The organism is Escherichia sp. GZ89 (assembly GCF_019366485.1).
Classification (GTDB): Bacteria; Pseudomonadota; Gammaproteobacteria; order Enterobacterales; family Enterobacteriaceae; genus Escherichia; species Escherichia fergusonii.
In genome coordinates, this window is record NZ_JAEOHX010000003.1 from 1 (window position 1) to 20338 (window position 20338).

The 20338-nt window shown below is 49.6% G+C and carries 35 protein-coding genes; 6 read left to right on the plus strand and 29 right to left on the minus strand.

Annotation, left to right across the window (positions count from 1 at the left end):
* The first annotated feature begins 403 nt into the window (after nt 1-403).
* Nucleotides 404-958 (plus strand): gamma carbonic anhydrase family protein, encoded by a 555-nt coding sequence (locus K0335_RS06345; RefSeq protein ID WP_001286209.1) that lies wholly within the window; start codon nt 404-406, stop codon nt 956-958.
* Here the strand turns inward: K0335_RS06345 and K0335_RS06350 are convergent.
* From K0335_RS06350 to dprA, 6 genes are read right to left on the minus strand one after another with little or no spacing between them, the layout of a single operon-like run.
* Nucleotides 934-1191: a DUF1488 domain-containing protein gene (locus tag K0335_RS06350; RefSeq protein WP_001070582.1), complete on the minus strand. Its 258-nt coding sequence runs from the start codon at nt 1189-1191 to the stop codon at nt 934-936. The two genes, K0335_RS06345 and K0335_RS06350, sit on opposite strands and share 25 nt — an antisense overlap.
* Nucleotides 1188-2006 (minus strand): shikimate dehydrogenase, encoded by an 819-nt coding sequence (gene aroE, locus K0335_RS06355; protein ID WP_000432883.1) that lies wholly within the window; start codon nt 2004-2006, stop codon nt 1188-1190. The genes K0335_RS06350 and aroE overlap by 4 nt, the downstream gene beginning before the upstream one ends.
* A gap of 4 nt (nt 2007-2010) precedes the next feature.
* Complete coding sequence (gene tsaC / locus K0335_RS06360) at nt 2011-2583, minus strand: L-threonylcarbamoyladenylate synthase type 1 TsaC (protein ID WP_001353637.1); 573 nt, start codon at nt 2581-2583, stop codon at nt 2011-2013.
* Between the two features lie 4 nt (nt 2584-2587).
* A complete protein-coding gene (locus K0335_RS06365) occupies nt 2588-3130 on the minus strand; it encodes a type I DNA topoisomerase (RefSeq protein ID WP_001129717.1) in 543 nt (180 codons plus the stop codon).
* Nucleotides 3131-3158: 28 nt separating this feature from the next.
* Nucleotides 3159-3632, minus strand: a complete 474-nt coding sequence (gene smg, locus K0335_RS06370; RefSeq protein ID WP_000460668.1) for a DUF494 family protein Smg — start codon at nt 3630-3632, stop codon at nt 3159-3161.
* Complete coding sequence (gene dprA, locus K0335_RS06375; RefSeq protein WP_000228564.1) at nt 3604-4728, minus strand: DNA-protecting protein DprA; 1125 nt, start codon at nt 4726-4728, stop codon at nt 3604-3606. The genes smg and dprA overlap by 29 nt, the downstream gene beginning before the upstream one ends.
* 129 nt (nt 4729-4857) lie before the next feature.
* On the opposite strand from dprA, the gene def reads away from it, so the two are divergent.
* From def to mscL, 5 genes are all read left to right on the plus strand, one after another.
* Nucleotides 4858-5367, plus strand: coding sequence for a peptide deformylase (gene def / locus K0335_RS06380; RefSeq protein ID WP_000114984.1), 510 nt, complete (start codon nt 4858-4860; stop codon nt 5365-5367).
* Between the two features lie 14 nt (nt 5368-5381).
* The gene (gene fmt, locus K0335_RS06385; protein WP_000004455.1) at nt 5382-6329 is read left to right on the plus strand and encodes a methionyl-tRNA formyltransferase; all 948 of its coding nucleotides are present in this window, start codon (nt 5382-5384) and stop codon (nt 6327-6329) included.
* A gap of 45 nt (nt 6330-6374) precedes the next feature.
* The gene (gene rsmB, locus K0335_RS06390; RefSeq protein ID WP_104920385.1) at nt 6375-7664 is read left to right on the plus strand and encodes a 16S rRNA (cytosine(967)-C(5))-methyltransferase RsmB; all 1290 of its coding nucleotides are present in this window, start codon (nt 6375-6377) and stop codon (nt 7662-7664) included.
* A 21-nt stretch (nt 7665-7685) separates the two neighbouring features.
* Nucleotides 7686-9062: a Trk system potassium transporter TrkA gene (trkA, locus tag K0335_RS06395; RefSeq protein ID WP_000691382.1), complete on the plus strand. Its 1377-nt coding sequence runs from the start codon at nt 7686-7688 to the stop codon at nt 9060-9062.
* A gap of 129 nt (nt 9063-9191) precedes the next feature.
* Nucleotides 9192-9602, plus strand: a complete 411-nt coding sequence (mscL, locus tag K0335_RS06400) for a large-conductance mechanosensitive channel protein MscL (RefSeq protein WP_000022442.1) — start codon at nt 9192-9194, stop codon at nt 9600-9602.
* Here the strand turns inward: mscL and arfA are convergent.
* From arfA to rplP, 23 genes are all read right to left on the minus strand, one after another.
* On the minus strand, nt 9599-9817 hold the full coding sequence (gene arfA / locus K0335_RS06405; RefSeq protein WP_000092708.1) for an alternative ribosome-rescue factor ArfA: 219 nt from the start codon (nt 9815-9817) through the stop codon (nt 9599-9601). The two genes, mscL and arfA, sit on opposite strands and share 4 nt — an antisense overlap.
* A 55-nt stretch (nt 9818-9872) precedes the next feature.
* Nucleotides 9873-10298, minus strand: a complete 426-nt coding sequence (zntR, locus tag K0335_RS06410; protein WP_000285607.1) for a Zn(2+)-responsive transcriptional regulator — start codon at nt 10296-10298, stop codon at nt 9873-9875.
* 10 nt (nt 10299-10308) lie between these two features.
* Complete coding sequence (locus K0335_RS06415; protein ID WP_000266527.1) at nt 10309-10677, minus strand: DUF1992 domain-containing protein; 369 nt, start codon at nt 10675-10677, stop codon at nt 10309-10311.
* 106 nt (nt 10678-10783) lie between these two features.
* Nucleotides 10784-11167: a 50S ribosomal protein L17 gene (gene rplQ, locus K0335_RS06420; protein WP_001216368.1), complete on the minus strand. Its 384-nt coding sequence runs from the start codon at nt 11165-11167 to the stop codon at nt 10784-10786.
* Between the two features lie 40 nt (nt 11168-11207).
* Nucleotides 11208-12197, minus strand: coding sequence for a DNA-directed RNA polymerase subunit alpha (locus K0335_RS06425; RefSeq protein WP_001162094.1), 990 nt, complete (start codon nt 12195-12197; stop codon nt 11208-11210).
* A 25-nt stretch (nt 12198-12222) separates the two neighbouring features.
* Nucleotides 12223-12843 (minus strand): 30S ribosomal protein S4, encoded by a 621-nt coding sequence (gene rpsD, locus K0335_RS06430; protein WP_000135224.1) that lies wholly within the window; start codon nt 12841-12843, stop codon nt 12223-12225.
* Between the two features lie 33 nt (nt 12844-12876).
* The gene (gene rpsK, locus K0335_RS06435) at nt 12877-13266 is read right to left on the minus strand and encodes a 30S ribosomal protein S11 (protein WP_001029684.1); all 390 of its coding nucleotides are present in this window, start codon (nt 13264-13266) and stop codon (nt 12877-12879) included.
* 16 nt (nt 13267-13282) lie between these two features.
* Nucleotides 13283-13639, minus strand: a complete 357-nt coding sequence (rpsM, locus tag K0335_RS06440; RefSeq protein ID WP_000090775.1) for a 30S ribosomal protein S13 — start codon at nt 13637-13639, stop codon at nt 13283-13285.
* A 146-nt stretch (nt 13640-13785) separates the two neighbouring features.
* Nucleotides 13786-13902 carry a 50S ribosomal protein L36 gene (gene rpmJ, locus K0335_RS06445; RefSeq protein ID WP_000868187.1) on the minus strand — a complete coding sequence of 39 codons (117 nt, stop codon included), beginning with the start codon at nt 13900-13902 and terminating at the stop codon, nt 13786-13788.
* A gap of 31 nt (nt 13903-13933) precedes the next feature.
* On the minus strand, nt 13934-15265 hold the full coding sequence (gene secY, locus K0335_RS06450) for a preprotein translocase subunit SecY (protein ID WP_001118861.1): 1332 nt from the start codon (nt 15263-15265) through the stop codon (nt 13934-13936).
* A gap of 7 nt (nt 15266-15272) precedes the next feature.
* The gene (gene rplO, locus K0335_RS06455) at nt 15273-15707 is read right to left on the minus strand and encodes a 50S ribosomal protein L15 (RefSeq protein ID WP_001238917.1); all 435 of its coding nucleotides are present in this window, start codon (nt 15705-15707) and stop codon (nt 15273-15275) included.
* Nucleotides 15708-15710: 3 nt separating this feature from the next.
* Entirely contained in the window at nt 15711-15890 is a 180-nt protein-coding gene (gene rpmD, locus K0335_RS06460; protein WP_001140433.1) for a 50S ribosomal protein L30, read from the minus strand.
* A 3-nt stretch (nt 15891-15893) separates the two neighbouring features.
* On the minus strand, nt 15894-16397 hold the full coding sequence (rpsE, locus tag K0335_RS06465) for a 30S ribosomal protein S5 (protein ID WP_000940121.1): 504 nt from the start codon (nt 16395-16397) through the stop codon (nt 15894-15896).
* 14 nt (nt 16398-16411) lie between these two features.
* Complete coding sequence (rplR, locus tag K0335_RS06470) at nt 16412-16765, minus strand: 50S ribosomal protein L18 (RefSeq protein WP_000358960.1); 354 nt, start codon at nt 16763-16765, stop codon at nt 16412-16414.
* Nucleotides 16766-16774: 9 nt separating this feature from the next.
* A complete protein-coding gene (rplF, locus tag K0335_RS06475) occupies nt 16775-17308 on the minus strand; it encodes a 50S ribosomal protein L6 (RefSeq protein WP_000091947.1) in 534 nt (177 codons plus the stop codon).
* Between the two features lie 12 nt (nt 17309-17320).
* Nucleotides 17321-17713 (minus strand): 30S ribosomal protein S8, encoded by a 393-nt coding sequence (rpsH, locus tag K0335_RS06480; protein ID WP_000062611.1) that lies wholly within the window; start codon nt 17711-17713, stop codon nt 17321-17323.
* 33 nt (nt 17714-17746) lie between these two features.
* On the minus strand, nt 17747-18052 hold the full coding sequence (rpsN, locus tag K0335_RS06485) for a 30S ribosomal protein S14 (RefSeq protein ID WP_001118930.1): 306 nt from the start codon (nt 18050-18052) through the stop codon (nt 17747-17749).
* Between the two features lie 14 nt (nt 18053-18066).
* A complete protein-coding gene (gene rplE / locus K0335_RS06490) occupies nt 18067-18606 on the minus strand; it encodes a 50S ribosomal protein L5 (RefSeq protein WP_001096200.1) in 540 nt (179 codons plus the stop codon).
* Between the two features lie 14 nt (nt 18607-18620).
* Nucleotides 18621-18935, minus strand: a complete 315-nt coding sequence (gene rplX, locus K0335_RS06495; RefSeq protein ID WP_000729185.1) for a 50S ribosomal protein L24 — start codon at nt 18933-18935, stop codon at nt 18621-18623.
* A gap of 10 nt (nt 18936-18945) precedes the next feature.
* Nucleotides 18946-19317: a 50S ribosomal protein L14 gene (gene rplN / locus K0335_RS06500; RefSeq protein WP_000613955.1), complete on the minus strand. Its 372-nt coding sequence runs from the start codon at nt 19315-19317 to the stop codon at nt 18946-18948.
* A gap of 164 nt (nt 19318-19481) precedes the next feature.
* The gene (rpsQ, locus tag K0335_RS06505) at nt 19482-19736 is read right to left on the minus strand and encodes a 30S ribosomal protein S17 (RefSeq protein WP_000130100.1); all 255 of its coding nucleotides are present in this window, start codon (nt 19734-19736) and stop codon (nt 19482-19484) included.
* The gene (rpmC, locus tag K0335_RS06510) at nt 19736-19927 is read right to left on the minus strand and encodes a 50S ribosomal protein L29 (RefSeq protein ID WP_000644741.1); all 192 of its coding nucleotides are present in this window, start codon (nt 19925-19927) and stop codon (nt 19736-19738) included. The genes rpsQ and rpmC overlap by 1 nt, the downstream gene beginning before the upstream one ends.
* Nucleotides 19927-20337, minus strand: a complete 411-nt coding sequence (rplP, locus tag K0335_RS06515) for a 50S ribosomal protein L16 (protein ID WP_000941212.1) — start codon at nt 20335-20337, stop codon at nt 19927-19929. The genes rpmC and rplP overlap by 1 nt, the downstream gene beginning before the upstream one ends.
* Nucleotide 20338 lies beyond the last annotated feature (1 nt).

Genomic DNA, 20338 nt, shown 5'->3' on the forward strand with positions numbered 1-20338 from the left:
TTTTTCGTCTTGCGACGTTAAGAATCCGTATCTTCGAGTGCCCACACAGATTGTCTGATAAATTGTTAAAGAGCAGTTGCGACGCGGCTTTCAGCTCACTGTCGCGAGGTGGCGTATATTACGCTTTCCTCTTTCAGAGTCAACCCTGAATTTCAGGATTTTTTCTCTTCGTTGTTCCGACCATCTTGTGAAGTGTTTCACATTGTCGTCTCAACGGAGGCGCATTATAGGGATCCCATTTTTTTGCACAAGTACTTTTTTGATCTTTTTTTCTGTTTGTTGTTTTTTCACCCTTTTTGCTGCATTCGCACACAAAACGGTGCTTTTTTGCATACTAAAAGACTTGCACAAGGCCAATAATGCACCCAAAGTCATTAGTAAATCATTTATTGTTGAGGTAAGTATGTCTGATGTTTTACGCCCATACCGCGATCTTTTTCCACAAATCGGTCAGCGCGTAATGATCGACGATAGTAGTGTAGTGATCGGTGACGTTCGTTTGGCTGATGATGTGGGGATCTGGCCACTCGTTGTGATTCGTGGTGATGTACATTATGTACAGATTGGAGCACGCACCAATATCCAGGATGGCAGTATGTTGCATGTCACCCATAAGTCCTCATACAACCCAGATGGCAACCCATTAACCATTGGCGAAGATGTCACTGTTGGTCATAAGGTGATGCTCCACGGCTGCACCATTGGCAATCGAGTGTTGGTTGGGATGGCATCAATTTTACTTGATGGTGCAATAGTAGAAGATGATGTGATGATTGGTGCGGGTAGCCTGGTCCCACAAAATAAACGGCTGGAGAGCGGATATCTGTATCTCGGTAGCCCCGTCAAACAGATCCGCCCGTTAAGTGATGAAGAGAAGGCCGGGTTACGCTATTCCGCGAATAACTACGTGAAATGGAAGGACGAGTATCTGGATCAGGGTAACCAAACCCAACCTTGATCATCTTCGCTTTGATCCTGAATCAAGCTTTCTGCTTCTTCTTCCAGGTCCCAGCGATGCTGACGAAAACTCGCTAACCACTGTTCTGGCGTATCTTCTGCAAAGCGGTTCGCCAGACTCTCTCCAGTAATAGCGCAAGTGAGCTGCATACCATTTACAAGAGCGGGAAAACAAACGCATTTTTTACTCTCGTTCCACTCTTCCCTATCCGGAAACTGGATGGCCTGATTCACGCGGACAACTCCTCCTGCAATTGCTTTATAACTGGTTCTATGTCAGGCAGAACACCGTGCCAGAGAAGAAAGGCATGAGCCGCCTGTGCCACCAGCATCCCCAATCCATCCGCATTACGCTTTGAACCTCGCAGCTCACACCATGCCAGAAAAGGTGTTTTTCCTTTCTGATAGAACATGTCATAGCAACACATGCCTGAATGAATGAGCGATGCCGGGATCGCGGGAATATCACCACTGATGCCACTGGATGTTGCATTAATAATGAGATCGAACTCATGCCCCTCCAGTTCGTCCATACCCAACGCCTGAATACTGCCCGTGTGCGCAAACAATTTAGCCAACTCTTCCGCGCGGGATACCGTCCGATTAGTGATTGTCACCGCGCAGTCCAGAGAAAGGAGTGGAAGTAATACACCACGAGACGCCCCACCAGCGCCGATGAGTAGAATACGTAAACCAGGGCGGATAAAAGACAGACGTTCCAGATCGCTTAACAAGCCTACGCCATCGGTATTGTCACCCAGCAGGCGTCCATCTTCTAACCGCTTGAGGGTATTAACAGCACCAGCCAACGCTGCCCGTTCAGTAAGTTCATCAGCTCTGGCAAAGGCCTCTTCTTTAAAAGGCACCGTCACATTCGCTCCTTTACCACCAGCACTAAAGAAAGCGTTCAGTGTGTTAATGAAATCATTGATAGGTGCCAGCACGCGCCCATAGGGATGTTCAATATTCAATTGCTGAGCAAATTGCTGATGAATGAATGGCGATTTGCTGTGGGCTATTGGATTACCAAAAACAGCATAGTTTTCCATTATGTTACCCCTGTCGAAACAGTTCACCCGTCAGGGCATCGCGGATTTCTGAAGGATTTAAACGCCCTCCCGTTTCACCAGGCACAACCGGGAACGCTGCGCCAAATTGTGCGCGAACTTCGTCTACTGTTCGACAAGGCGGCAATCCACTCAAGTTGGCACTGGTAGAAACCAGCGGTTTACCATAAGCCTGGCACAAAGCAACCACCAACGGATGGTCGGTGACTCGTACAGCAAGCGAATCAAAGCGGCCTGTCAACCAGCGCGGTGTTGTCGCAGGCGCGGGAAAGACAAAGGTGACGGGACCTGGCCAGCGAGAAAAAATGGTTTCACGCTGCGCATCAGTCAGCATGCAGTCATCAATATAGGGTTTAAGCTGCTCGTAATTTGCCGCGATTAAAATCAGCCCCTTATCAACCGGACGCTGTTTTAGTTCCAACAGTCTCATCACTGCTGTTTCGCTATCAGGATCGCACCCGACACCGAAAACGGCTTCCGTGGGATAGGCGATGACACGTTCTTCATTGAGGACATCTATCGCAGCTGCGATAGCGTCTCCTTGCAGGTTATTATTCACGTTATTATTCCGCCGAAACCGGCTTTCCACATTGTTTACTGGCACAAAAGTGTTTTACACCCTGCGCGGTTTTCTTTTCGATGAGTAGCGGATAATGACACTCCGGGCATTCTCCGGCTATAGGTTTGAAGTTAATGGCAAATTGACACTCCGGGTAGCGATCACAGGAATGAAATGTTTTGCCATAACGGGAGCGGCGCTGGACCAGATGGCCCGTCCGACATTGAGGACAGGTAATTGCTGTTTCGTCCGGTTTATCGATAAGTTCGGTATGTTCGCATTCAGGATACTTACTGCAACCAACAAACATACCAAAGCGCCCCTGGCGTAAGACCAGATTTGCGCCGCATGCAGGGCAAATCTGTCCCTCCAGAACTTTGACGATATGTCCATCCGCTGAAGATTTCAGAGGACGGACGTAGTCACACGCCGGATACTGTGAGCATCCAAGAAACGGACCGTGTTTCCCGGATCGAATAACCAGTTCAGCCCCGCACTTTGGGCAGGACTCATTATTACGCACCGTGAACAGTGCTGATTTCGCCATAACAACTTATGCTGAATTAAAGAAATGATTAATGCAGCATACCTTCATTCACTTCAAAGAGTAATTCTTCCATTTGCTGGTACGCATTTTCGCAGCCCGGAATATTGAACAACACCATCAGGATTACCCATTTCAGGTCTTCCAGGTCGAACTCAGCGGTATCCAGCGCGAGCACTCGCTCTATCACCATTTCACGGGTTTCAAGGTTAATCACTTGAATTTGCTCAAGGAAAAGCAGAAAACCACGACAGCTGGCATCCAGTCTTTCACACTCTTCAGGGGTATAAATACGCATGGAGAGTGGATCAGAGGCCAGTTGCATCGGTTCTGCCAGTCCTTCCTGATAATCCGCAAGCTTTTCCAGCCAAAGCAGGGCATTGTAGATATCTTCTCGATCAAATCCTGCGTCGGTAAGATCCTGTTCAAGTTTGTCTTGATCCACACGCAACTCAGCTTCTGTGTGAATATAGGTTTCAAACAAATACATTAGTACGTCGAACATGGCATGCCCTCCTCAATCGGACATAGCCGCCGGGTACAGCTGCGATCCATCCTGCTAACTCCAGTTCGAGTAGTTGAGTAACTACCTCTGGCACAGGTTGGCCGGCACGTTCAGCGACGACGTCAACAGGTGTTACCTCATCTCCTACGTTAGCCAGGAGCTCAGGAAATGGCAATGCCACGTCTTCCTGATCTGGTGAATAAAATGAATTTTCAGGCGCGTCTGGCAACCAGTGCAATCCAAATTGCAAGTTTTCCAGAATTTCTTCCGGTTCCGTCACAAGAATCGCACCTTGTTTTATTAACCAGTGAGGCCCTTCGCTTCCCGGATTCCCTATTGGACCTGGCAAGGCAAAAACTTCTCGCCCCTGTTCAAGCGCACAACGCGCTGTCACCAGCGAACCACTGCGCAAAGCAGCTTCCACCACAAGTACACCTTTACTTAGACCACTGATAATGCGATTTCTTCGCGGGAAATTGTAAGCAAGAGGTGGAACATCGAGGGGAAATTCCGAGACGAGAGCTCCGCCATGTTCAAGCAGACTGGTAGCCAGCCGGGCATGGCGGCGGGGATGAATGGTATTAAGTCCATTCCCCAATACAGCAATGCTGACGCCATTCACCTGCAAGGCCGCTTTATGCGCCACACCATCGATTCCTCGCGCCAGTCCACTCGTAATTGTCACTCCACGCGTCGCCAGAGTTTCGCAAAATAATCGTCCCCAGCGTTCGCCATACCATGAATGCGCCCGACTCCCCACTACAGCAAGCTGAAATGAATGCAATGCGCGCAGTTCTCCAGCAACAAACAGCGCACCGGGGTAATCTGCTGTCGCCAGAAGTTGGGAAGGATAAAATTCACTATCCGCTGAGATTAAATGATGGTTTGGTTGATTCAACCAACAAAGTGAGCTCTCAATACTCTTTGGCGGAAATGAAAGAAAGCGTTGTGCCTGCCGCAATGTAAGCCCTGTTTGCTGCAATACAACCGCATCAATATGCGACTGTTTTGCCAGCCAGTGAGCTATACGGACCATATCATCGCCGTACAAGCTGCTGACGCTCATTAAACGCAGCCAAATTTCTGTATCGACCATCCTTATCTCCCTGCCATAAGCAGTCTTAGCAATCTTTGCGATTGGTCAGTGATGCTGTCAATCAGAGGGGGATTTGTCTAGAATAGAAGAAATAATCTTTCTAACTCCTGAACACATCTCTGGAGATTTATGTCAGTTTTGCAAGTGTTACATATTCCGGACGAGCGGCTTCGCAAAGTTGCTAAACCGGTAGAAGAAGTGAATGCAGAAATTCAGCGTATCGTCGATGATATGTTCGAGACGATGTACGCAGAAGAAGGTATTGGCCTGGCGGCAACCCAGGTTGATATCCATCAACGTATCATTGTTATTGATGTTTCGGAAAACCGTGACGAACGGCTGGTGTTAATCAATCCGGAGCTTTTAGAAAAAAGCGGCGAAACAGGCATTGAAGAAGGTTGCCTGTCGATCCCTGAACAACGTGCTTTAGTGCCACGCGCAGAGAAAGTTAAAATTCGCGCCCTGGACCGCGACGGTAAACCATTTGAACTGGAAGCAGACGGTCTGTTAGCCATCTGTATTCAGCATGAGATGGATCACCTGGTCGGCAAACTGTTTATGGATTATCTGTCACCGCTGAAACAACAACGTATTCGTCAGAAAGTTGAAAAACTGGATCGTCTGAAAGCCCGGGCTTAAGGATAAGAATTAACGTGTCAGAATCACTACGTATTATTTTTGCGGGTACACCTGACTTTGCAGCGCGTCATCTCGACGCGCTGTTGTCTTCTGGTCATAACGTCGTTGGCGTGTTCACCCAGCCAGACCGACCGGCAGGACGCGGTAAAAAACTGATGCCCAGCCCGGTTAAAGTTCTGGCTGAGGAAAAAGGTCTGCCCGTTTTTCAACCTGTTTCCCTGCGTCCACAAGAAAACCAGCAACTGGTCGCCGACCTGCAGGCTGATGTTATGGTCGTCGTCGCCTATGGTTTAATTCTGCCGAAAGCTGTGCTGGAGATGCCGCGTCTTGGCTGTATCAACGTTCATGGTTCACTGCTGCCACGCTGGCGCGGTGCTGCACCAATCCAACGCTCACTATGGGCGGGTGATGCAGAAACTGGTGTGACCATTATGCAAATGGATGTTGGTTTAGACACCGGTGACATGCTCTATAAGCTCTCCTGCCCGATTACTGCAGAAGATACCAGTGGTACGCTGTACGACAAGCTGGCAGAGCTTGGCCCACAAGGGCTTATCACCACATTGAAACAACTGGCAGACGGCACGGCGAAACCAGAAGTTCAGGACGAAACTCTTGTCACTTACGCCGAAAAGTTGAGTAAAGAAGAAGCGCGTATTGACTGGTCGCTTTCGGCAGCGCAGCTTGAACGCTGCATTCGCGCTTTCAATCCATGGCCAATGAGCTGGCTGGAAATTGAAGGACAGCCGGTTAAAGTCTGGAAAGCGTCGGTCATTGATACGGCAACCAACGCTGCACCAGGAACGATCCTTGAAGCCAATAAACAAGGCATTCAGGTTGCGACTGGTGGTGGCATCCTGAACCTGCTCTCGTTACAACCTGCGGGTAAGAAAGCGATGAGCGCGCAAGACCTCCTGAATTCTCGTCGGGAATGGTTTGTTCCGGGCAACCGTCTGGTCTGATAGTCCACTCTTCTAAGCCCGGTCTTGCCGGGCATTTTTATACTTATGAAAAAACAACGTAATTTACGTAGCATGGCGGCACAGGCCGTTGAACAAGTCGTCGAGCAAGGGCAATCATTAAGCAACATTCTGCCACCGCTCCAGCAAAAAGTTTCCGATAAAGACAAAGCACTTCTTCAAGAGTTGTGCTTTGGCGTACTGCGTACGCTTTCACAGTTAGACTGGCTGATTAATAAGTTAATGGCCCGTCCGATGACCGGCAAACAGCGCACTGTGCATTACCTGATTATGGTTGGTTTGTATCAACTGCTTTATACCCGCATTCCACCTCATGCTGCGCTGGCTGAAACGGTTGAAGGTGCTGTCGCAATTAAGCGTCCGCAACTTAAAGGGTTGATTAACGGCGTATTACGCCAGTTCCAGCGTCAGCAAGAAGAGTTATTAGCCGAGTTTAATGCCAGTGATGCACGTTATCTGCATCCTTCCTGGTTGCTGAAGCGTCTGCAAAAAGCGTATCCAGAGCAATGGCAATCCATCATTGAAGCCAATAACCAGCGTCCGCCAATGTGGCTGCGCGTTAATCGTACGCATCATTCCCGCGACAGCTGGCTTGCATTGCTGGATGAAGCAGGAATGAAAGGTTTCCCGCATGCGGATTACCCTGATGCTGTACGGCTGGAAACACCTGCACCTGTTCATGGGCTACCAGGTTTTGAAGAAGGATGGGTTACCGTTCAGGATGCATCAGCACAAGGTTGCATGGCCTGGCTTGCGCCACAAAACGGTGAACACATTCTGGATCTTTGCGCTGCCCCCGGCGGTAAAACAACGCATATCCTTGAGGTGGCGCCAGAAGCGCAGGTTGTTGCGGTTGATATTGACGAACAGCGCCTCTCTCGCGTTTACGACAATTTAAAACGCCTTGGTATGAAGGCGACCGTGAAACAAGGTGATGGCCGCTACCCTTCCCAATGGTGTGGCGAGCAACAGTTTGATCGCATTTTATTAGATGCGCCTTGTTCAGCAACCGGTGTGATTCGTCGCCATCCGGATATTAAATGGTTACGTCGCGATCGCGATATCCCGGAACTCGCGCAATTGCAGTCTGAAATTCTCGACGCCATTTGGCCGCATTTAAAATCCGGTGGAATCCTGATCTATGCCACCTGTTCGGTGTTACCGGAAGAGAATAGCCTGCAGATTAAAGCCTTTTTGCAACGTACCGCTGATGCCGAACTTTGCGAAACAGGAACACCAGAGCAACCGGGTAAACAAAATCTGCCTGGTGCCGAAGAGGGCGACGGCTTCTTTTACGCTAAGCTAATCAAAAAGTGATGAGATAACGGGTCGCGACTGATGAAAATTATCATTCTGGGTGCCGGCCAGGTTGGCGGCACACTGGCGGAAAACCTGGTTGGCGAGAACAACGATATTACTGTTGTCGATACCAACGGTGAGCGTCTGCGGACCTTGCAGGATAAATTTGACCTGCGGGTCGTGCAGGGGCATGGCTCTCATCCACGCGTATTGCGGGAGGCAGGTGCCGACGACGCCGATATGCTGGTTGCTGTAACCAGTTCAGATGAAACCAATATGGTTGCCTGCCAGGTAGCCTACTCACTTTTCAACACCCCTAATCGCATCGCTCGTATCCGCTCACCAGACTACGTGCGCGATGCCGATAAGCTATTTCATTCAGATGCTGTGCCGATTGATCATCTGATCGCACCAGAGCAGTTGGTTATCGATAATATTTACCGACTGATTGAGTATCCCGGCGCATTGCAGGTGGTGAACTTCGCGGAGGGTAAAGTCAGCCTGGCTGTGGTTAAAGCCTATTATGGCGGCCCGCTGATTGGTAATGCACTTTCGACCATGCGCGAACATATGCCACATATCGATACTCGTGTGGCAGCAATTTTCCGCCACGATCGCCCCATTCGTCCGCAAGGTTCGACCATTGTTGAAGCGGGTGATGAAGTGTTCTTTATTGCCGCTTCACAGCATATCCGCGCGGTGATGAGTGAATTACAGCGACTGGAAAAACCGTATAAGCGGATCATGCTGGTTGGTGGTGGTAATATCGGTGCAGGGCTGGCGCGTCGTCTGGAAAAAGATTACAGCGTTAAACTCATCGAACGTAATCAGCAGCGCGCTGCCGAACTGGCGGAAAAGTTGCAGAATACGATCGTCTTTTTTGGTGATGCGTCGGATCAAGAACTGCTGGCCGAAGAACATATCGATCAAGTTGATCTGTTTATTGCCGTCACCAACGATGACGAAGCCAATATCATGTCCGCCATGCTTGCCAAACGTATGGGTGCGAAAAAGGTGATGGTATTGATCCAGCGTCGCGCTTATGTGGATCTGGTTCAGGGGAGCGTGATCGATATTGCAATTTCACCGCAACAAGCGACCATCTCTGCGTTGCTTAGTCACGTGCGAAAAGCCGATATTGTTGGTGTTTCCTCATTGCGCCGCGGTGTTGCAGAAGCTATTGAAGCTGTTGCTCACGGTGATGAAAGCACCTCACGCGTTGTGGGCAGAGTCATTGATGAAATCAAGCTACCACCAGGAACGATTATTGGTGCTGTAGTACGCGGCAATGATGTGATGATTGCCAATGACAATCTGCGTATTGAGCAAGGCGATCATGTAATTATGTTCCTGACGGACAAAAAGTTTATTACCGACGTCGAACGTCTCTTCCAGCCAAGTCCTTTCTTCTTGTAATTAATAAGGCGTCTTCTGGCGCCTTATTATTTCCCTTTTCTTTTCAAGGATTAATTAAATTCATTCCCGGCAGGAAAATAGCTTAACATTTGTTAGACTTATGATTGTCGGCTTTATAGGGAGAATAACATGAGCATTATTAAAGAATTTCGCGAATTTGCAATGCGCGGAAATGTGGTGGATTTGGCAGTGGGTGTCATTATCGGTGCGGCCTTCGGTAAGATTGTCTCTTCACTGGTTGCAGATATCATCATGCCGCCGCTGGGTTTATTAATTGGTGGGATCGACTTTAAACAGTTTGCTGTCACGCTACGCGATGCGCAAGGGGATATCCCCGCTGTCGTCATGCATTACGGTGTCTTCATTCAAAACGTATTTGATTTTCTGATTGTTGCCTTTGCCATCTTTATGGCAATTAAGCTAATCAACAAACTGAATCGTAAGAAAGAAGAACCGGCAGCCGCGCCAGCGCCAACCAAAGAAGAAGTTTTACTGACCGAGATCCGTGATTTGCTAAAAGAGCAGAATAATCGCTCTTAAAAAGCCCCTGAAAGCAGAAGGCCAGTGGTAAAAAAGTGATTTACTTTCTTGCCACTGGCCTCCCAGTTTCCCCGATTGCCATGTTTTCCTTTTCGCATGTAACTACCTTTCCCCTTCTTATTTTTCTCTACACGCTGTCGGAATAAAGGATCATGTAGCAATGCTTCTATCGAATTATCTTTTATCTGTCCTTTAGTATGCTGATATCGGCTCATAAAAACTCCAGTTGGTTATTTAACGGCGCGAGTGTAATCCCGCCAGTGCAAAAAATCAACAACCACTCTTAACGCCACTCGCCCCTTGTTCAAGGGCTTCAAGAATCGAGCAATAAACACTGCTATGGGCGGTCCCACAGCAGGCATCGTTAAGGCGTTGCAAGGAACGCTGCATACTCTGCAACTCGGCTATCCGTGCTTCCACTTCCTGTAATCTTTCCTGCACAATGCCTTTTGACTCCTGACAGGTATGGTGCTCAGGATCGATACGGATCGACAGCAACTCGCGGATCGACTCCAGACTGAAACCAAGTTGTCTGGCATGGCGGATAAATTTCAATCGCTGGAGATCGCTTTCGGTATACAGGCGAAACCCACCTTCGGTGCGTACTTCATGCTCCATCATCTGCTGCTTTTCGTAATAACGAATCGTGTCGGGTGTTACTTCCGCCATTTTTGCCAGCTCACCAATGCGATACATACATACTCCACTAGTTATCGTTGATTTTATTCAACAACTTGTCAGCATAATCGCCGCGTAAAAAATCGGTACTCAATCCTGCTTGTCGCAGCTTTAACTCCAGTAATGACAATCGACGACTAATCTCTTGATATTGCGGATCATCGTGACGGATACCTTCGAGGATATCCATAAGATGAATTGCTTCCCTCCGTTGCTCAAGTTCTGGCGGTAAGCAACCAGCATTCTTCAACAAGCGATACCCCGCACGTAATTCTGGTGGCACGTGGGAATCATCATCCAGGATTAATGGTTCGCCGCTACCAGGTAGGTTATCAAACTCACCTTTGGATTGTGCCTCAGTAATATGACGCTCTGCCCACTGGTCAAGTAACCACATAAATACTCCAGGGGATGAACAAAAAGAGTACAGCTATTGTAGATAAGTGGGGATACTACGGGTATAAAAAAACCCGCCGGGGCGGGTTTTTTTACGTTGCTTCAGATTACTCTGCAGCAGCTTCTGCTTTCTCTGAACGATCAACCAGCTCGATGTAAGCCATCGGCGCGTTGTCGCCTGCACGGAAGCCACACTTCAGAATACGAGTGTAACCACCGGCACGGCTCGCGAAACGCGGGCCCAGTTCGTTAAACAGTTTTGCCACGATCTCGTTATCACGAGTACGGGCGAATGCCAGACGACGATTAGCAACGCTATCAGTCTTGGCAAGAGTAATCAGCGGCTCAACTACGCGGCGCAGCTCTTTCGCTTTAGGCAGAGTCGTCTTGATGATTTCATGACGAACCAGTGAACCTGCCATATTGCGGAACATAGCCTGGCGATGGCTGCTGTTGCGGTTCAGTTGACGACCACTCTTACGATGGCGCATGACCTTATCCTTCTCAGTAAAACCTTAACCTGTGATCCGGTTACTCGTCAGCGATGCTTGCCGGTGGCCAGTTTTCCAGGCGCATGCCCAGAGACAGTCCACGGGAAGCCAGCACGTCTTTAATCTCAGTAAGAGATTTTTTACCAAGGTTAGGCGTTTTAAGGAGCTCAACCTCGGTACGCTGTACCAGATCACCGATATAGTGGATAGCTTCTGCTTTAAGGCAGTTAGCAGAGCGGACAGTCAATTCCAGATCGTCAACAGGGCGCAGCAGGATCGGATCGAACTCTGGTTTCTCTTCTTTCACTTCAGGCTGACGTACATCACGTAAGTCAACGAAAGCTTCCAGTTGTTCAGCCAGAATGGTTGCCGCACGACGAATCGCCTCTTCAGGATCGATTGTGCCGTTGGTTTCCATTTCGATGACCAGCTTGTCCAGGTCGGTACGCTGTTCTACACGCGCTGCTTCAACATTGTAGGCAATACGCTCCACAGGGCTGTAGCATGCGTCGACCAGCAGACGGCCGATTGGGCGCTCATCTTCTTCCGAATGAATTCGGGTAGAAGCCGGCACATAACCACGACCGCGCTGAACTTTGATACGCATGCTAATAGACGCGTTCTCATCGGTCAGGTGGCAGATCACGTGCTGCGGCTTGACGATTTCGACATCACCGTCGTGGGTGATATCGGCTGCAGTCACAGGGCCAATGCCAGATTTATTCAAGGTAAGAATAACTTCATCTTTGCCCTGAACTCTCACCGCCAGCCCTTTCAGGTTGAGCAGGATTTCCAGGATATCTTCCTGAACGCCTTCTTTGGTGCTGTACTCATGTAGTACACCATCAATCTCAACCTCGGTCACCGCGCAACCCGGCATCGATGAGAGCAGAATACGGCGCAGTGCGTTACCCAGAGTATGGCCAAAGCCACGCTCTAAAGGCTCAAGGGTCACCTTGGCGTGCGTCGAACTCACTTGCTCGATATCAACCAGGCGCGGTTTTAGAAACTCTGTCACAGAACCCTGCATTGTGTCCTCTCTTTGGTACTAAGCTTTACTTGGAGTAAAGCTCGACGATCAGGTGTTCGTTAATGTCCGCAGACAGATCAGAACGCTCCGGCTTACGCTTAAACGTACCTTCCATCTTGCCAGCATCAACTTCCAGCCAGGTTGGCTTTTCACGCTGCTCAGCCAGCTCCAGAGCGGCTTTCACGCGAGACTGCTTCTTCGCTTTCTCACGAATGCTTACAACGTCATTCGGACTAACCTGATAAGAAGCGATGTTAACAACACGACCGTTTACCATAATTGCTTTATGGCTAACCAGCTGACGTGCTTCTGCACGAGTGGCACCGAAGCCCATACGGTATACAACGTTGTCCAGACGACCTTCCAGCAGAGCCAACAGGTTTTCACCGGTGTTGCCTTTCAGACGTGCTGCTTCTTTGTAGTAGTTACGGAACTGACGCTCCAGCACACCATAGATACGGCGAACTTTTTGCTTTTCACGCAACTGCACACCATAGTCAGACAGACGCGGTTTACGCGCACCGTGCTGGCCAGGAGCTTGTTCAATTTTACACTTGGTATCGATCGCGCGAACGCCAGACTTAAGGAATAAGTCGGTGCCCTCACGACGGCTCAGCTTGAGCTTAGGACCCAAATATCTTGCCATTTTCTTTCTCCAACAAACCTGGAAAACGAGGCGTTATACGCGACGTTTTTTCGGCGGACGACAACCGTTATGAGGGATCGGAGTCACATCAGTAATGTTAGTGATGCGGAAACCTGCGGCGTTCAGAGCACGAATAGTAGATTCGCGGCCTGGACCCGGACCTTTAACCATAACTTCCAGATTCTTGATGCCGTATTCTTTCACGGCGTCAGCGCAACGCTCTGCTGCAACCTGAGCTGCAAACGGAGTGGATTTGCGAGAACCACGGAAACCGGAACCACCGGCTGTTGCCCAACCCAACGCGTTACCCTGACGATCAGTGATAGTCACGATGGTGTTGTTGAAAGAAGCATGGATATGAGCCACGCCGTCAGAGACTTGTTTTCTTACACGTTTACGTGCACGAATTGGTGCCTTTGCCATTATTCAATCACCCCGATTATTTCTTGATCGGTTTGCGCGGACCCTTACGGGTACGTGCGTTGGTCTTGGTACGCTGACCGCGAACCGGGAGACCACGACGATGACGCAAACCGCGATAGCAACCAAGATCCATCAGGCGCTTGATGCTCATGCTGATTTCACGGCGCAGATCACCTTCAACGACAAATTTGGCAACTTCGTCACGCAGCGTGTCGATTTGTCCTTCAGACAGCTCACTGATCTTAACATCTTCAGCGATACCCGCTGCAGCCAGGATGGCTTTAGAACGGGTCTTGCCGACGCCATAAATCGAAGTTAATGCGATTACGGCATGCTTATGATCAGGAATGTTAATGCCTGCTATACGGGCCACTATGCACTCCTACTATTTAATATGTACGTTCCATGCTGAAAAGCCCGTTTTCAGGATACTCAAATGGAAACGCACAGACATACAAAAGATTGGCTGGCTAATCTAGCCAGCTCAACCCAACTTTGCAAGAAAAATATGCGAAAAAATCAGCCTTGGCGCTGTTTATGCTTCGGCTCGGCACTGCAAATCACACGGATGACACCATCACGCTTAACGATTTTGCAGTTACGGCATAATTTCTTGACGGAAGCACGAACTTTCATTTTTACTCTCCGTAACTTCTCGGGCGACCAATTATCGGCCGTAGCCTTTCAGGTTCGCCTTCTTCAATGCAGACTCATACTGACTGGACATCATCAGAGTTTGCACTTGAGCCATAAAGTCCATAATCACGACAACAACGATAAGCAGTGAGGTCCCACCGAAGTAGAACGGTACTTTCATTGCATCACGCATGAACTCCGGGATCAGGCAGATAAAGGTAATGTACAGCGCTCCAACCAGGGTCAGGCGGGTCATTACTTTATCGATATACTTCGCCGTTTGCTCTCCCGGACGAATTCCTGGTACAAATGCACCGGACTTCTTCAGGTTATCTGCTGTTTCACGCGGGTTGAAAACCAACGCCGTGTAGAAGAAACAGAAGAAGATGATTGCAGACGCATAGAGTAACACATAAAGCGGTTGCCCAGGCTGCAAATACAGCGAAATTGTTGTCAGCCAGTTCCAACCAGTACCGCCCCCGAACCATGACGCGATGGTAGCCGGGAACAGAATAATACTGGAAGCGAAGATTGCCGGGATTACCCCCGCCATATTCACTTTCAGCGGTAAATGTGTGCTCTGTGCAGCATAGACACGACGACCTTGCTGACGTTTTGCGTAGTTTACCACAATGCGGCGTTGACCACGCTCAACAAATACAACAAAGAACGTCACTGCAAATACTAATACTGCAACCAACAGCAACACGAGGAAGTGCAGGTCGCCTTGACGCGCTTGCTCGATAGTATGGGCAATGGCTGGCGGGAGTCCCGCGACAATACCGGCGAAGATAATGATTGAAATACCGTTGCCGATACCTCGTTCAGTAATCTGTTCGCCCAACCACATCAGGAACATGGTTCCTGTGACCAGACTTACAACAGCGGTGAAGTAGAATGCAAAGCCCGGGTTAATGACCAGGCCTTGCATACCAGGCATATTCGGCAGACCGGTAGCAATACCGATCGACTGGAATATTGCCAGCACCAGAGTACCGTAGCGGGTGTACTGGCTGATCTTACGACGACCAGACTCCCCTTCTTTCTTAATTTCTGCCAACGTTGGGTGAACCACCGTCAGCAGCTGGATAATGATCGATGCCGAAATATACGGCATGATCCCCAGAGCAAAGATAGAAGCACGGCTGAGAGCACCACCAGAGAACATGTTAAACATTTCAATGATGGTGCCTCGCTGTTGCTCAAGCAGTTTGGCAAGTACAGCGGCATCAATACCAGGGATCGGAATAAAAGAGCCAATACGGAACACAATCAGCGCACCGATAACAAACAGCAGTCTGCGTTTCAGCTCGCCTAAGCCACCTTTGGCACTTTGAAAATCTAATCCCGGTTGTTTAGCCATCTGCTACTTATTCCTCGATTTTACCGCCAGCAGCTTCGATAGCAGCACGAGCGCCTTTAGTAACACGCAGGCCACGAACAGTTACCGGAGTAGTTACTTCGCCAGCCAGGATCACTTTCGCGAACTCGATCTGGATACCGATAATGTTAGCCGCTTTCAGCGTGTTCAGGTCTACAACACCGCCTTCTACTTTAGCCAGGTCAGACAGACGAACTTCGGCTGTAATCGCTGCTTTACGAGAAGTGAAGCCGAATTTCGGCAGACGACGGTACAGAGGCATCTGACCACCCTCGAAACCGCGACGTACGCCACCGCCAGAACGAGACTTCTGACCTTTGTGACCACGACCACCGGTTTTACCGAGGCCAGAACCGATACCACGACCCAGGCGTTTACCCGCCTTTTTGGAGCCTTCGGCCGGAGACAGAGTATTTAAACGCATCTCTTACTCCTCAACTTTAACCATGAAGGAAACCGCGTTGATCATACCGCGAATAGCAGGAGTATCCTCGCGCTCTACGGTGTGACCAATACGACGCAGACCCAGGCCAAGCAGCGTTGCCTTGTGTTTCGGCAGACGACCGATTGCACTGCGGGTTTGAGTAATTTTAATAGTCTTTGCCATGGTTTATTTCCCCAGAATTTCTTCAACGGATTTACCACGCTTGGCAGCGACCATTTCTGGAGAATTCATATTTTCCAGGCCATCGATAGTTGCACGAACCACGTTAATCGGGTTGGTGGAACCATACGCTTTAGCCAGAACGTTATGAACCCCAGCGACTTCCAGAACGGCGCGCATTGCACCACCGGCGATGATACCGGTACCTTCGGAAGCCGGCTGCATGAATACGCGAGAACCCGTATGAACACCTTTAACAGGGTGTTGCAGAGTGCCGTTATTCAGCGCGACGTTAATCATATTGCGACGGGCTTTTTCCATCGCTTTCTGGATCGCTGCTGGAACTTCACGCGCTTTACCGTAACCAAAACCAACGCGACCGTTACCATCGCCAACTACAGTCAGAGCTGTGAAGGAGAAAATACGACCACCTTTAACGGTTTTAGATACGCGGTTTACCGCGATCAGCTTTTCCTGCAGTTCGCCAGCTTGTTTTTCGATGTGAGCCATCTTACACCTCTACCTTAGAACTGAAGGCCAGCTTCACGGGCAGCATCTGCCAGTGCCTGGACACGACCATGATATTGGAACCCGGAACGGTCAAAGGATACATCTTTGATGCCTTTTTCCAGAGCGCGTTCAGCGACAGCTTTACCCACAGCTGCAGCCGCGTCTTTGTTACCGGTGTACTTCAGTTGTTCAGCGATAGCTTTTTCTACAGTAGAAGCAGCTACCAGAACTTCAGAACCGTTCGGTGCAATTACCTGTGCGTAAATGTGACGCGGGGTACGATGTACCACCAGGCGAGTTGCGCCCAGCTCCTGGAGCTTGCGGCGTGCGCGGGTCGCACGACGGATACGAGCAGATTTCTTATCCATAGTGTTACCTTACTTCTTCTTAGCCTCTTTGGTACGCACGACTTCGTCGGCGTAACGAACACCCTTGCCTTTGTAAGGCTCAGGACGACGGTAGGCGCGCAGATCCGCTGCAACCTGGCCGATCACCTGCTTATCAGCGCCTTTCAGCACGATTTCAGTCTGAGTCGGACATTCAGCAGTGATTCCCGCTGGCAGCTGATGGTCAACTGGGTGAGAGAAACCTAAAGACAGGTTTACTACGTTCCCTTTAACCGCTGCACGATAACCTACACCAACCAGCTGCAGCTTCTTAGTGAAGCCTTCGGTAACACCGATAACCATTGAGTTCAGCAGGGCACGCGCGGTACCAGCCTGTGCCCAACCGTCTGCGTAACCATCACGCGGACCGAAGGTCAGGGTATTATCTGCATGTTTAACTTCAACAGCATCGTTGAGAGTACGAGTCAGCTCGCCGTTTTTACCTTTGATCGTAATAACCTGACCGTTGATTTTTACGTCAACGCCGGCAGGAACAACGACCGGTGCTTTAGCAACACGAGACATTTTTTCCTCCGATTAGGCTACGTAGCAGATAATTTCGCCACCAAGACCAGCCTGGCGCGCTGCACGATCAGTCATAACACCTTTAGAGGTAGAAACAACTGCGATACCCAGACCCGCCATAACTTTCGGCAGCTCATCTTTACGTTTATAGATGCGCAGACCTGGGCGGCTGACACGCTGAATGCTTTCTACAACAGCTTTGCCCTGGAAATACTTCAGAGTAAGTTCCAGTTCAGGCTTGGTGTCGCCTTCAACTTTAAAATCTTCAATAAAACCTTCTTCCTTCAGCACGTTGGCGATTGCCACTTTCAGCTTGGAGGAAGGCATGGTGACCGCAGCTTTGTTCGCGGCCTGACCGTTACGGATACGGGTCAGCATATCCGCGATCGGATCTTGCATGCTCATCTGTCTTTACTCCCGTGATTCAATTGGTGACAATTACCAGCTAGCCTTTTTCAGACCCGGGATTTCACCGCGCATAGCGGCTTCACGGACCTTAATACGGCTCAACCCGAACTTCCGCAGGAAACCATGCGGACGACCTGTTTGACGGCAGCGGTTACGCTGACGAGACGGGCTGGAATCACGCGGCAGAGTCTGCAGCTTGAGAACAGCGTTCCAACGATCTTCGTCGGAAGCGTTCACATCAGAGATGATCGCTTTCAGTTCAGCGCGTTTCGCGAAGTATTTATCAGCTAAAGCTACGCGTTTTACTTCGCGTGCTTTCATTGATTGCTTAGCCATTTAGTAACCCTACCTTACTTGCGGAACGGGAAGTCAAAGGCAGCCAGCAGAGCACGGCCTTCTTCGTCAGATTTCGCAGTAGTGGTAATGGTAATATCCAAACCACGAACGCGGTCGACTTTATCGTAGTCGATTTCTGGGAAGATGATCTGCTCACGGACACCCATGCTGTAGTTACCACGACCGTCGAAAGACTTAGCGGACAGGCCACGGAAGTCACGGATACGCGGTACAGCAATAGTGATCAGGCGCTCAAAGAACTCCCACATGCGTTCGCCACGCAGAGTTACTTTACAGCCGATCGGATAGCCCTGACGGATTTTGAAGCCTGCAACAGATTTGCGTGCTTTGGTGATCAGCGGTTTTTGACCGGAGATTGCTGCCAGGTCTGCTGCTGCGTTATCCAGCAGTTTTTTGTCAGCGATCGCTTCACCAACACCCATGTTCAGGGTGATCTTCTCGACCCGAGGGACTTGCATGACAGAATTGTAGTTAAACTCAGTCATGAGTTTTTTAACTACTTCGTCTTTGTAGTAATCATGCAGTTTCGCCATCGTACTACTCCAAATTACTTGATAGTTTCGCTGTTAGACTTGAAGAAACGGACTTTTTTACCGTCTTCGAATCTAAAGCCTACACGGTCAGCCTTGCCGGTTGCCGCATTGAAGATTGCTACGTTGGAAACCTGAATAGCGGCTTCTTTTTCAACGATGCCACCCGGTTGGTTCAGGGCCGGAACCGGCTTCTGATGTTTCTTAACCAGGTTGATACCTTCAACAATGACCTTGCCGGAAGACAGGACATTCTTAACTTTACCGCGTTTACCTTTATCTTTACCGGTTAACACGATAACTTCGTCATCACGACGGATTTTCGCTGCCATGATTCGCTCCTTAGAGTACTTCTGGTGCCAGAGAGATAATTTTCATGAACTTCTCACTACGAAGCTCACGAGTTACCGGCCCAAAAATACGCGTACCGATAGGCTGCTCGCTGTTGTTGTTCAGAAGAACACAAGCATTACCATCGAAGCGAATGACAGAACCGTCCGGGCGACGAACACCCTTCTTGGTGCGCACCACTACCGCCTTCAGCACATCACCTTTTTTGACCTTACCACGCGGAATTGCTTCTTTGATGGTGATCTTGATGATGTCGCCTACGCCTGCGTAGCGACGGTGCGAGCCACCCAGAACCTTGATACACATTACGCGACGTGCACCGGAGTTGTCGGCGACGTTCAGCATAGTCTGTTCTTGGATCATTTTAGTGCTCCGCTAATGTCAACTACTACTGAGACCCGAAAATCAGGTCGTTAAAAATCCCCATATCGAGGGCGCGGCATTATAACACCGCTTCAAGGATATGGGTAGAAAAAATAAACGGCTCATTTCTGAGCCGTTTATTCGTATCGAGAGAGTGTACTGTATTACAGAACCGCTTTCTCTACAACGCGAACCAGCGTCCAGGATTTAGTCTTGGACAGCGGACGGCATTCGCGGATTTCAACCACGTCACCGATACCGCATTCGTTGTTCTCGTCATGTACGTGCAGTTTGGTCGTACGCTTGATGAATTTACCGTAGATCGGGTGTTTCACAAAACGTTCGATAGCAACAACAATGGATTTCTCCATTTTGTCGCTAACAACGCGACCTTGCAGAGTACGGATTTTATCGGTCATTACGCACCCGCCTTCTCGTTCAGTAAAGTCTTAACGCGTGCGACATCGCGACGCACTTGCTTCAACAGGTGAGACTGTTGCAGCTGGCCACTTGCAGCCTGCATACGCAGGTTGAACTGCTCACGCAGCAGGTTCAGCAGCTCGGTGTTCAGCTCTTCAACGCTCTTCTCACGCAGCTCTTTTGCTTTCATTACATCACCGTCTTAGTTACAAAGGTGGTTTTAATCGGCAGTTTCGCTGCTGCCAGCTTGAATGCTTCACGGGCCAGCTCTTCCGGAACACCGTCCATTTCATACAGGACTTTACCCGGCTGAATCAAGGCAACCCAATACTCCACGTTACCTTTACCTTTACCCATACGCACTGCCAGCGGCTTTTCAGTGATCGGTTTGTCCGGGAACACACGGATCCAGATCTTACCTTGACGCTTAACTGCACGGGTCATAGCACGACGTGCTGCTTCGATCTGACGTGCAGTCAGACGACCACGGCCAACAGCTTTCAGACCGAAGCTGCCGAAGCTAACATCCGTACCCTGCGCCAGACCGCGGTTACGGCCTTTGTGCATTTTACGGAATTTTGTACGCTTTGGTTGTAACATC